The following is an 11,503-nucleotide window of genomic DNA, read 5'->3' on the forward strand; positions in this document are numbered from 1 at the left end:
TTTGGTGCCTTGCCATACGTGCATGCAGTGTTCTTAGTCCCCTATGTGCAAGGTAGCAGTCGTGCGATTGAATGGTTACTCCATAATTTTTATAGCTCTCATAAAGCAATTTAAAAGTTTCACCTTCAGCAACCATAGCTCCCATCACTAAATCTGAGTGACCGGCTAGATACTTTGTCACCGCATATAGTGCAACATCAACTCCATAATCAAGCGGCTTAAATAACAAAGGAGTGGCCCATGAATTGTCACAAACGGTTACAATTCCACGTTCTTTAGCAACTTTTACTATATGCTCTATATTCGAAATCTCAAGCGTTACAGAACCAGGAGTCTCGATCATTATCAATGAAGTATTACTCTGAATTAAATCAGCTATATCCTGTGTTGGATCATAAAAAGTTACTTCTGTTCCTCTTTTTGGTAGCTCATTTTCTGCAAACCTCCTAAGCCTATAATAACTATTATCTTGAATTAAAACGTGCGAGCCTGCTTTAGCGAAAGTTAGAATAGCAAAAGTAAGTGCAAATAGTCCGGAAGGATAAATAAGCGCTTGTCCACTCCCTTCAATTTCAGCCAGTGCATTTGAAAGATAATGAACAGTAGGAGTACCAACATTACTGTAGCTATAATCCCTTGCAACACCATCGTTGATTACATCGTATATACTTTCTCCATTTTGCTGCATTTAAGTAGTCCTTGTAAGTAGGGAATAATATGGTAGAAGAATGATAAATTGGCGGGTTCATGGAACCTTTATAGTCATTAAATTTTCTTCCTGCTTTTAACTAATATAGACTCTTCCTTCACATTTTTATTATTTATTTTTTAAATTCTACTCATCCTGCGTATATAAGTGAAGAGAAATTGCATGTATTAGCTCTATCTCACCCTTCAATAACTCATAAATTAACTTGTGTCTTTTTAGAACGCTCATTCCAATAAAGCCGTCAGATATTAATATTAATTTAATGTGCGAAGGTAATGTTGAAGACGAAGCAAAATAATGATCAGCATGCTTTGCTGATTCATCGATAATGTTGATATCAATTACATCTATCGAATCGCGTATCTTTTCTTCTATTGTTTTAATAATATCCATAATGGTTTCTTTAAGCAACAATATGCTCCTCTTGTTATCCCAGTATCAGCTACTTGGATGACAATCGCAATTACTTATTCTCTTCTTTATTATCTATGTCTTGATAATCAGAATCTACTACTTTTTCCTCTTTATCATTTGGATTTCCTTCTGATGAAAAGCCATTTTCAGCACTATTTTGTTGAGATGCTTGATACATAGCTTCTCCAAGTTTCATAGATAATTGAGAAAGATTAGTGACTTTCTGCTGTATTGAATCAGCGTCATCAATGTTATCAGATTTACTAACTTCTTTTAATTCGTTAACTGCATTTTCAATAGCAGATCTATCTTCTGGTGAAACTTTATCACCATACTCTGTCAGAGACTTTTCTGTAGAATGGACTAAGCCGTCCGCTTGATTCTTCACTTCAATAAACTTTTTGCGCTTTTCATCTTCTTGCGCTTTTTCTTCAGCTTCTTTTACCATGCGATTTATTTCATCATCAGATAAACCACCTGAAGATTGAATGCGTATTTTTTGCTCTTTTCCAGTAGCTTTATCTTTTGCAGAAACGTGTGCTATTCCATTTGCATCTATATCAAATGTCACTTCAATTTGTGGCCTTCCGCGCGGAGCAGGAGGTATCCCTTCCAAACTAAACTGACCGAGTAGCTTATTATCAACTGCCAGTTTTCTTTCACCCTGATGCACCTTAATTGTAACAGCTGTTTGGTTATCTTCTGCAGTTGAAAACACCTGAGATTTTTTAGTAGGAATTGTAGTATTACGCTCAATAAGTGGAGTGAATACTCCTCCTAGAGTTTCAATACCAAGAGAAAGTGGGGTCACATCAAGTAGTAACACATCTCTTACATCACCTTGAATGATCCCCGCCTGTATTGCAGCTCCAATTGCTACAACTTCATCAGGGTTAACTCCTCTATGTGGATCTTTGCCAAAGAATTCTTTAACTTTCTCTATGACTTTTGGCATACGAGTCATGCCACCAACAAGAACCACTTCGCCAATTTGACTAGCAGACAAACCAGCATCCTCAAGAGCTTTTTTACAAGGAGCCATAGTTCTTTCGATTAAATCATTCACTAAGCTTTCAAGTTTTGCTCTCGTTAATTTCATATTTAAGTGTTTTGGACCACTTGCATCAGCTGTAATAAACGGTAGATTTATTTCCGTTTCCATTGCACTTGATAATTCAATTTTCGCTTTTTCAGCAGCTTCTTTGATTCTTTGCATAGCCATTGGATCATTTTTCAAATCAATGCCATTACTTTTCTTGAATTCATCTAGTAAATAACTCACTACTCCATTATCAAAGTCTTCACCTCCAAGATGGGTATCACCGTTTGTTGCTTTCACTTCGAAAACTCCATCACCTATTTCAAGTATTGAAACGTCAAATGTACCGCCACCAAGGTCATATACTACTATTGTGTGCCCATGTTTCTTATCAAGACCATAAGCAAGTGCTGCAGCAGTCGGTTCATTTACTATTCTGAGTACATTTAATCCGGCAATTTTTCCTGCATCTTTTGTTGCTTGACGTTGAGAGTCGTTGAAGTATGCCGGCACTGTTATCACAGCATCTTTTACTTCCTCTCCAAGATAAGCTTCTGCTGCCTCTTTCATGTTTTGTAGTATAAATGCACCAATTTGACTAGGAGAATATTCTTTATTATCAGTTGTTTTAACCCATGCATCACCACTTTTTGCTGCAAATACTTTGTATGGTACACTTAGATTTTTCATCTCAGGATCACTATATTGACGGCCTATCAATCTCTTAGTAGCAAAAAAGGTATTACTTGCATTGGTGGTTGCTTGCCTTTTTGCTGGAGCACCAATCAACCTTTCTCCTGAAGAAGTCAATGCAACTATAGATGGAGTAGTTCTTGCCCCTTCTTTATTTTCTATTACCTTTGTATCCTTGCCCTGCACTATTGCAACACAAGAATTTGTTGTTCCGAGATCTATGCCTATTGCTCTTCCCATAATGAGTACCCCATTGTAAATATTATCCGATATAAGAATATATAAGTATAGGGCTCATTAATTACAAGCCCAATTTAGGTTTCTAATTAGTTATTAGAACTTAAAAGGCGCGAAAGCCACTTAGTCAGCCAAAAATTGCCTCGTAGTTTATTTGAATTATCAGCTTCTTCATTGCTGCTATCCCCAATTTGGTATCCAGAGTTCTGTAACGGCTTATAACCGTTTAAATTAACATCATCTCCTTGTTTTAAAACAAATGTATTTATATCTAAACTGTTATCAATACTAACGTTCAATGTAATATTAAACTCTTTTTCGATTGTAGAAACTGTATTGCGTTTGTTATTAAAAATGTGCGCTATAACTGCACTGTGTGCTACTAAATCAAAAGACTTATTTCGATTCTTGTTAGCAATACATTGTAAATCCCTTAGTATTGATGAAACAATTACTTCGTTTGATTTTACTCTTCCAGTACCTTTGCAGTGTAAACACTCTGTAGTATTAGTTTCTTGTATGTTTGGTTTAATTCTTTGTCTTGAAAATACCATTAAACCAAAGTCATTTATGTAGCTAAATTGAACTTTAGCTTTATCATCTTTAAACGCTTGCTTTATAGCAGACTCAACAGCTCTGCAATACTGATATTTCAACATATCAATAAAATCGACTACTATTAATCCTGATAGGCCCCTAAGATTCACCTGTCTTGATATTTCAGGTACTGCTTCCATGTTGGTTCTATAAGCTGTTTCTTCTATGCTATCTTCTCCTGTCATCTTTCCTGAATTCACGTCTATCGAAACAAACGCCTCAGTTAAAGTTATTATCAAAGACCCACCAGATGGCAATTCTACTCTATTGCTATATAACTCAGAAATTTGATCTTCGATTCCGTAGTAAGTAAAGATCGGAGCATAACCTCTATACAATCTATAGTGCAACTTACTACCTTTTAGTGCATTGTTAGCATATTGCCTAACTGCCTCAAAAGCTTCCTTTCCAGACACTATAACTTCTATACCATCGCTACAAAAATCACGAACAGATCTCATAATTACATCTGCTTCATTGTAAATTAATGATGGAACGTTTACAGAGAAGGCATTTTTTTGAATGCTCTGCCATAATGAGGATAAGTAATTGTAATCCTGCTCAATTTCTTTCTTATTTTTTCCTGAACCAACAGTTCTTACTATTAAACCTGACCTTTTTGGCAAGTTTATTGAACTCAGTATCTCCTTTAACTGCTTTCTGACATTAGCATCTTCAATTCTGCGAGACACTCCACCTTTACTCATGGAATTTGGCATGAAAACACAGTATCTACCCACTAAAGTTATGTATGTTGTAAATGAAGCTCCTTTATTGCCTCGTTCCTCTTTAGTTAGCTGAACCAATACTTTTTGATTTACTGAAATAACATCTTGTAATTTGTGTTTTTTATATAAAGGTACCTCTCTTACAAAACCACTACCTGACTCGTTGACATTCTTACTAGCTGCAGAATCTGAAGAGACATTTGCTATGGTATCGTTCCCTTTTTCTGTATAATCGTCATTTGAGTAGCTCTCAAAGATAGTTTCCTTTTCTTTTTCTGGAATATTGAAGTAATCTAGAGATATCTCGGAAAAAGACAAAAAACCTTGCTTATTTTTTCCATATTCGATAAATACGGCTTGCAAAGAAGGCTCTATACGCTTTATATAAGCAACGTATATATTACCTCTTAATTGTTTTTTTTCCTTGAATTCTTGTTCAAATTCTACAACCTTATTATTAACTGACAAGGCAACTCTTACCTCATTAGAACAGGTGGAATTTTCTATCAATAATAACCTTTTACCACTATTTACCACTTATTTACCGTTTGCTTTTCACTTTGAAGTTAACTTCATGCTACTTAATGCACTGTTGATTGTCAAGAATTTTTACGATCTGCATTATTCGGTTGACTTTTAGTGTTTTGCGTAATAAACTCGCATAGAATTTTATTATATCATTATAAGTATGGCGAAAAAAAATGCTTCTTTGCTCGTTAAGTTAGTTAGCACTGCAATCAAGACAACAAAAACTGGTGAAGAAAAATCAACAGGTTATTTTTATGTAAAAAAGCGTAATCCAAAAAAGCTTACCAAAAAACTGGAGTTTAGGAAGTATGACCCAGTAGTCAGAAGGCATGTGTTATTTAAAGAAGAAAAACTAAAGTAATTTTTTTATAAGGGATTTTATTATTATGCAAAATTTACAATTAAGTTATCCTATAATAGTAGAGTTGGGGGATGTGAAAGATACAAAGCTGAAATTAATAAAGGTCATTGCACAATTAATAAGTAAGAAGTACACAACACAGAAAAAAGCAGCAAACGCTCTAAAGATTGATCAACCTAAAGTATCTCAAATCAATAGGTCAAAAATCGAAGGGTTCTCCTTAGAATACTTGCTTAACTTATTGATTGTATTGGGCCAAGACATAAACGTAAGAATAAAGCATAATTCTAAACCTGCATAATATGTAAAGGACAAATAAATGCAGAACAATAAAACAGTAAGCTAAAAGGGAACTTATTACTCAACAAAACAAGACTTAAAATTTTGTGCAATGTTATTGATTATAGCTAGATATGCATCTTTTCCAGGCTCTATGTCTGATCCAATAGGATCAAGAACTGCCATTTTTGCGTCATTAGAAAGAGCATTAGGCTTTATGCTGTCTTCCTGTGAATGAGCAAATATACATTTAACGTTTTCTTCCTTCATTATCTTTTTTAGCTTCATTAAACTCCTCATACCTATGTAAGAATCCTCTTCTATGGAAAGAATGGCGCTTGGGTGATTTAAACCAAAATATTTTTCAAAATATTGATAAGCATCGTGAGTGACGATATATTTTTGATTTTTAAAATCATTCAGTTCTTTCATGATTTCTTTTACTTCTTGGTCTATTTTTTTTATAGCTTTTGTTGCATTAGAGTTGTATCGATGGGAATTTTCCTTATCTATGTTAGACAATGTTGCACTTACAGAAAGTATCATGCTCTTTGCATTTTCGGGACTCAGCCAAATGTGTAAATCTTTTTCATCTTTAATGTGAGTAATTTTTCTAGAAAATGAATGTGGCCGAGTAGGAAGTAGGTTGATTGCCTTTGACAATTGCACTAGTTCCTTATTATTTTTGGCGAAAGTTTGAACAAACGTCTCTAAGTTATCGTCAACATAAAATATAACGTCACTTGATTCTAAATTACTCGCATCAGATGGCTTTAATATATAATTATGCGCAGATGTTGCATAGCCAAGCAATTCCGGTTCTAAAATCCCTTCTGTAATAGAAGCTACAAGTGAGTGGATAGGTTTGATTGTAGCTACAACTTTTAAATTGGATGAAAAGGCGATATTATAGTATAGTGTAAATGAAAATAATAGAAAAAAAGTCAGTAAATGTCTCATATAAACGTTGAGAAGAAGTTAAATTTTGTCAATAAATTGAATAATGTCAATAATCGTGTTCTAAAAATAGAAAATCTTGCTCTCACATATGATGGTAAAAGAATCCTTGACAATATCAATATGTTCATGGAAAGAGGAGACATAATTACAATACTTGGTCCAAATGGTGGAGGTAAAACCTCTTTAGTGAAAGCAATTGCTGGCATAAATAAAAGCTGTACCGGTAATATCGTATTTGCTGACAACATAAAAATTGGCTATATGCCGCAAAATTTTAGTATTAGTAATTTGATGCCAATAACAGTTGAATATTTCCTTTTAAATAGCTCCTTGAAAAGACTAAAGAAAAATCAATCCATTATTACAGAAACGATAGAGTTGGTTGGTATCGGTAACATTTTGAAGAATCAAGTGTTAGAAATTTCTGCAGGGCAAACACAATTATTGCTACTTGCACGTTGTTTAATTGCAGAGCCTGACTTGATCATTCTAGATGAACCAGTTAGTGCAATGGATATTAACGCGCGGGCTAAATTTTATGATATTATAAATAAAATAGCAAAAAAACGATTGGTATCGATTCTTATGACTTCTCATGATCTTAACTCTGCTCTACCATCCTCAGATTACATAATTTGTATAAATAATACTATCTATTGCCAAGGCAAGCCTGATGAGATTATGAAAAATAGAACCGTAAATGAAATATTTAGCAGTTACGCAGCGAAATGATTCAAAATATTTTGCGTCTTCTGCACATAACTACGGTGCTGACGCGTTACAATATATTACCTTATTTACTTCCACCATCAAAAAAATCAATAAATAAAATACAAGGCCACAAGCTAAAGTGTGCTCTTGAAAAATTAGGTCCGGTGTTCATTAAGTTTGGGCAGTCTATCTCATCACGTACTGATGTTTTAAATGAAGATATAACAAATAACTTGTTATTGATATGTGATAGATTGCCATCATTTTCACATAAAATAGCAGTTAAAACTATAGAAAGTGAGTTTAATTGTAAATTGAGCGACATTTTTTCAAGCTTTTCTGAAAAGCCAATTGCAGCAGCATCGATTTCTCAGGTGCATAGAGCGGTTACAACTGAGGGTAAGGAAGTTGCTGTGAAGGTTTTAAGGCCAAATATTGAGAAAACATTCTCAAGAGATATAAAAATGCTTTCTTGGCTTGCAGAAATTGCAGAAAAATTTAGCGAACAATCAAAAAGGCTGAGGCCAATTGAATTAGTTAAAACTTTTGCTGAAATTTGCCGATTAGAGTTAGATCTACGTTTTGAAGCTGCTCACTCTTCGGAACTAAAGAAAAACACAAAAAATGACAGAGGTTTTTATGTACCTGAAATAGATTGGAATAGAACTGCAAAAAAGGTTTTAACATTAGAATGGATAGAAGCAACGCCAATATACGAAGTTGAAAAACTGAATAATCATAAGCAAATAGCTATCAATCTTATAGAATCGTTTTGTAATCAGGTATACAGGGATTATTTTTTTCATGCTGATATGCATCCTGGAAATCTAATGGTTGATAGTAATAACAATATTATTGCTCTGGATTGTGGAATCATGGGTAGAATAGATCGTGAGACATGCTATTACGTTATAGAGATACTCAAAGGCTTTTTAAATCGGGATTATGATCACGTTGCAAAAATGCACTTTAAAGCTGGTTACGTTTCATCACAGCATAGAAATTTTGTCACAGCTTGCAGGGCAATAGGTGAACCCATTATTGGGCAGCCTATACAGAAGATTTCATTTGCTAGTTTACTTGCTCAGCTATTAAAAATAACTGGTGATTTTGATATGAAAGTTCAAACACAATTGTTATTGCTGCAGAAAACTATGATTTTACTGGAAGGGACATGTAGAAAGATCTACCCAGAAATCAATATGTGGAAAGTAGTTGAAGCGTGGATAAGCAGTCAACATGAAAGTAAAATAGGGTATAGGGAAAAAATTAGAAGTTCTTATCCTGTAAAAACAATCCAAGGGATATTTAGCCTTATAGAAAAATTAAACCTAATAGCTGGTAAAAAATTAGAAAAAATCCTAATTAAAAGTAAATCAAATGGAAAAGTCTATTTTTTATTGTGGTTTGTAATTATAATTCTAATCGTTAAACTTTTAATTTCTTAAACTATGGGAAAAAACTGCGTCAAATCCAATTTTTATTCAACTTAATTTTTAATCTGCAGGAGCCGAGTTGAGAATGTCCAATTTTTCACTTTCTTTATGTATCTGTTCAGCAGAGTGGCAAAATAAGGTAGACGAGAAAAGACAACTATAGGAACAAATGGGTGTCATGCCAGTGCGTGACACTGGCCTCTTGTTTCAATGTTAAACAAAATACCATAGAATTCAAAAAGACAATTCCTAGAAAATTTCTACATCTAAAAAAGGCATAAGTTATGTTAATGCTGTTTGAATGAGATGATATATAGATAAGCCAAATTTTTACAAAGAAAACATTTCAAGCAGCAAGACACCTTTGATTGAAAGAGAGCACCAAATTTATGGGGTGAGTAACTGTGCTATTTCAAATATAGTATTTTCTAAAACGATTGATAAACGTCTAAAATGGTATTACCAACTAAAAGGTGTAAGTCTGTACATTGATGCATTAGAGGTCTGAGGCAACTTTTGATGGTGTGCCAACAATGCTCTATCGGATTTAGATCAGGTGAATATGTTGGAAGATAAAGCAAATGACAGCCAAAAGACTCTATTAATGACTTTGTTTTGGGAGTTTTATGGAATGTAGCATTATCCATAACTATGGTTGTATCACGCTGTAATTGCGGAAGTAATCTTCGCTCTAACCGTACATTAAATATATCTTTATTACACCCTCCTGTGAAGGTCATTGGTGCAATAAACTTCTCATCCACCTATTATACTCACTCTTTCCCGCTTTTTTCCTGGAACATCAGCATATATTTTTTCTCCTCTTGGAGCTCGTGCATATTCTCGGTATAGTCTATTATCAACTCCTGCTTCATCTATATATAAAATGCTACAGTGGTCTATTTTTGAGACTTTATCGATAAATTGCTGCCTATCTTCTTGATTGCGCTCTTGATAGAATGTGACTTTTTTAAAGGTTATTTTTAGCTGTCTTAATCTATACCAAATTGCACTTATCCCAAAGCCAAGGTTTTGTTTCATTTCTGCTAGTGTGTGATCTGGGTGTTTTTTGACATATTCTTTGAGTATTTCTGGATCTATTTTTCGAATAAAACCAGTACTTTTTACCGCTTTGAGGCCTTGGCCAGTAGCTTTCTTTTTTAGCCATCTATATAGTGTTGCTATCCCTATCTCAAAAACCTCTGCAACTCTCTTTGACTTTCCTTTTTCTACCAAAGACACTGTTTTTTCCCTTAAATATACACTATATACCATCGCTTTCCCTACTTTAAAAAAACATATATCTTTATCATTCGCTTTCGAAAATACTATAGTTAGCGGAATGACGGTTTTTCAAATTGTCGGTAAATCTAAGTCAGTTTAGCTATAATTTCCTAAATTTGCTCACAATCTCTTGACTTGACATATATGTTTTTTTCCCAAATGTTACTATCTTCCTCCTTTTCCTTTCTCAATTTGTGCAACCATTTCCTTTATATTTGCATGCGTGAGAAGGGAATTTTTGCTGACATGAGATTTTGGATCAGATTTTGCTGTTACGTGTTTCGTTGCAGATCTTTTATTCTCTGTTAGAAATGAATGAGATTGTTTTTTCTTCACACCGATATCCGCTTGTGCTGCTGGAGTGGTTTTGCTTTCAGCAAGCTGTACATTAGCATTTCCTTTTGCTTGATTTTGCTCAAATTTTTCTTTTAATGCCTTTACTTTACTGCCCATCTCGCGATTAGCTCCTCCTTTCATAGTAGCTGCTGCTACTTTTGGTATCGCCTTACCAGCAGCTTTTTGTGCTGATTTCCTATTGTCTTGATTTTCAGATTTTAGTGGTACTCTTTCAGCTGATTTTTTAAGAATTACTCCTACTACTTTTGGCTCTGTGCTTACTTTTTGATTAGCACGGCTTAGATTTTTAGGCTTTGGCGGTACTGCAGGTTTATCTTTGATTACCACTTTCGATTCTTGTCTAACTTCTTGACCAGTAGTAAACATTTTTTTTGGCACTTGCGGTGGTTTTGGTGGTACGAGGGCTTGAGGTTGTTGTTTCTGCTTACGTTCTCTTTTTGCTTCTATATGTTCTTTAGGAACTATTGCATAAATTGGCTCTTCTTTGGGCGATTTTGAACTCTGCGAATTTTCTCTTAAAATTTTACTCTTCTTCTCTTGATAATTTGATATCTCTTTGTATACAGACTCTTCATTTAATGAACTTCCATAGCCTGAATCTTCTCTCTGCTCATATAAAGGATTTTCCTTTTGCTTTTTCTCTTGATAATTTGATATGTCTTCATATTCAGACCCCTGATCTAATGAACTTTCATAGCCTGAATCCACAGAAGGATTTTCCTTAGCATCAGGCAAAACTATTAGCTCCTTTTAGAAAAGAAGATGTAGACTTTGCCTTGCTTTCTCCATCTGAGGATATTTCTGATTTAAAGCGTACCTTCCTAGAATCTGGAGCAGCCGGAGGTGCTGTTGTTGGTCGCTTTATTTGCCTCATGCGATTACCGCCTAATTTTTCTTTCGGCTGTTCTTCTTTTCGCAGCTCAAAAGTACCTTCCTTTTGCTTTCTACCTTCCAAACTCACTTCGTGTGGTCTATCTTTTCCTTGGCTCTTTTCACTTTGTTCTAAATTTAAAGAATCTTTTAAAATATTATTTTTTCTGAAATCTTCTTCTAATTGTTCCAAGAGATCAATTTTTTTTAAAATTCTTGATAAGGCTAATTTTCGGCACGGTCGCTTCAGCGTAAGCGTAAAGCAGTTTCGCTCCGTGTTGTATTATATTATTGTATTCT

The 11,503-nt window shown here is 34.3% G+C and carries 12 protein-coding genes and 2 pseudogenes; 4 read left to right on the forward strand and 10 right to left on the reverse strand.

Features of this window, described 5'->3' with window-relative positions:
- From WGMM_RS00580 to WGMM_RS00595, 4 genes and pseudogenes are all read right to left on the reverse strand, one after another.
- Positions 1-810, reverse strand: a pseudogene (locus tag WGMM_RS00580) (trans-sulfuration enzyme family protein); the annotation flags it as partial.
- 25 nt (positions 811-835) lie between these two features.
- Positions 836-1,102: a BolA family protein gene (locus WGMM_RS00585; protein WP_038248444.1), complete on the reverse strand. Its 267-nt coding sequence runs from the start codon at positions 1,100-1,102 to the stop codon at positions 836-838.
- A gap of 70 nt (positions 1,103-1,172) precedes the next feature.
- Entirely contained in the window at positions 1,173-3,095 is a 1,923-nt protein-coding gene (gene dnaK / locus WGMM_RS00590) for a molecular chaperone DnaK (RefSeq protein WP_038248425.1), read from the reverse strand.
- Positions 3,096-3,181: 86 nt separating this feature from the next.
- Positions 3,182-4,954 carry an Rne/Rng family ribonuclease gene (locus tag WGMM_RS00595; protein ID WP_038248428.1) on the reverse strand — a complete coding sequence of 591 codons (1,773 nt, stop codon included), beginning with the start codon at positions 4,952-4,954 and terminating at the stop codon, positions 3,182-3,184.
- 151 nt (positions 4,955-5,105) lie between these two features.
- On the opposite strand from WGMM_RS00595, the gene rpmG reads away from it, so the two are divergent.
- Complete coding sequence (gene rpmG / locus WGMM_RS00600; protein WP_015589280.1) at positions 5,106-5,306, forward strand: 50S ribosomal protein L33; 201 nt, start codon at positions 5,106-5,108, stop codon at positions 5,304-5,306.
- A 25-nt stretch (positions 5,307-5,331) separates the two neighbouring features.
- Entirely contained in the window at positions 5,332-5,607 is a 276-nt protein-coding gene (locus tag WGMM_RS00605) for a helix-turn-helix domain-containing protein (protein WP_010082632.1), read from the forward strand.
- Positions 5,608-5,663: 56 nt separating this feature from the next.
- Here the strand turns inward: WGMM_RS00605 and WGMM_RS00610 are convergent, their stop codons facing one another.
- Positions 5,664-6,545: a zinc ABC transporter substrate-binding protein gene (locus tag WGMM_RS00610; RefSeq protein ID WP_038248431.1), complete on the reverse strand. Its 882-nt coding sequence runs from the start codon at positions 6,543-6,545 to the stop codon at positions 5,664-5,666.
- Between WGMM_RS00610 and WGMM_RS00615 the strand changes: the two genes are divergently transcribed.
- Positions 6,537-7,277, forward strand: coding sequence for a metal ABC transporter ATP-binding protein (locus tag WGMM_RS00615; protein WP_038248434.1), 741 nt, complete (start codon positions 6,537-6,539; stop codon positions 7,275-7,277). The genes WGMM_RS00610 and WGMM_RS00615 overlap by 9 nt on opposite strands.
- Positions 7,274-8,704 (forward strand): 2-polyprenylphenol 6-hydroxylase, encoded by a 1,431-nt coding sequence (gene ubiB / locus WGMM_RS00620; protein ID WP_038248437.1) that lies wholly within the window; start codon positions 7,274-7,276, stop codon positions 8,702-8,704. The genes WGMM_RS00615 and ubiB overlap by 4 nt, the downstream gene beginning before the upstream one ends.
- Before the next feature lie 416 nt (positions 8,705-9,120).
- On the opposite strand, the gene WGMM_RS05440 is transcribed toward ubiB, so the two are convergent.
- From WGMM_RS05440 to WGMM_RS06005, 5 genes and pseudogenes are all read right to left on the reverse strand, one after another.
- Positions 9,121-9,456, reverse strand: coding sequence for a transposase (locus WGMM_RS05440; protein ID WP_081818045.1), 336 nt, complete (start codon positions 9,454-9,456; stop codon positions 9,121-9,123).
- Complete coding sequence (locus WGMM_RS00625) at positions 9,449-9,967, reverse strand: IS630 transposase-related protein (RefSeq protein ID WP_038248440.1); 519 nt, start codon at positions 9,965-9,967, stop codon at positions 9,449-9,451. The genes WGMM_RS05440 and WGMM_RS00625 overlap by 8 nt, the downstream gene beginning before the upstream one ends.
- 174 nt (positions 9,968-10,141) lie before the next feature.
- On the reverse strand, positions 10,142-11,068 hold the full coding sequence (locus WGMM_RS00630) for a hypothetical protein (RefSeq protein ID WP_240991801.1): 927 nt from the start codon (positions 11,066-11,068) through the stop codon (positions 10,142-10,144).
- A complete protein-coding gene (locus WGMM_RS06330) occupies positions 11,061-11,396 on the reverse strand; it encodes a hypothetical protein (protein WP_038248442.1) in 336 nt (111 codons plus the stop codon). The genes WGMM_RS00630 and WGMM_RS06330 overlap by 8 nt, the downstream gene beginning before the upstream one ends.
- Before the next feature lie 25 nt (positions 11,397-11,421).
- Positions 11,422-11,503: pseudogene (locus WGMM_RS06005) on the reverse strand (carboxyl transferase domain-containing protein); the annotation flags it as partial.

The sequence above is a fragment of the Wolbachia endosymbiont of Glossina morsitans morsitans genome, assembly GCF_000689175.1.
Taxonomy (GTDB): Bacteria; Pseudomonadota; Alphaproteobacteria; order Rickettsiales; family Anaplasmataceae; genus Wolbachia; species Wolbachia pipientis.

Excerpts from the sequence above, each read along its gene's own strand:
- WGMM_RS00610 (WP_038248431.1), bottom strand. The coding sequence starts at position 6,545 with ATGAGACATTTACTGACTTTTTTTCTATTATTTTCATTTACACTATAC.
- rpmG (WP_015589280.1), top strand. The coding sequence starts at position 5,106 with ATGGCGAAAAAAAATGCTTCTTTGCTCGTTAAGTTAGTTAGCACTGCA.
- WGMM_RS00625 (WP_038248440.1), bottom strand. The coding sequence starts at position 9,967 with ATGGTATATAGTGTATATTTAAGGGAAAAAACAGTGTCTTTGGTAGAA.
- WGMM_RS00605 (WP_010082632.1), top strand. The coding sequence starts at position 5,332 with ATGCAAAATTTACAATTAAGTTATCCTATAATAGTAGAGTTGGGGGAT.
- WGMM_RS00615 (WP_038248434.1), top strand. The coding sequence starts at position 6,537 with ATGTCTCATATAAACGTTGAGAAGAAGTTAAATTTTGTCAATAAATTG.
- dnaK (WP_038248425.1), bottom strand. The coding sequence starts at position 3,095 with ATGGGAAGAGCAATAGGCATAGATCTCGGAACAACAAATTCTTGTGTT.
- WGMM_RS00585 (WP_038248444.1), bottom strand. The coding sequence starts at position 1,102 with ATGGATATTATTAAAACAATAGAAGAAAAGATACGCGATTCGATAGAT.
- ubiB (WP_038248437.1), top strand. The coding sequence starts at position 7,274 with ATGATTCAAAATATTTTGCGTCTTCTGCACATAACTACGGTGCTGACG.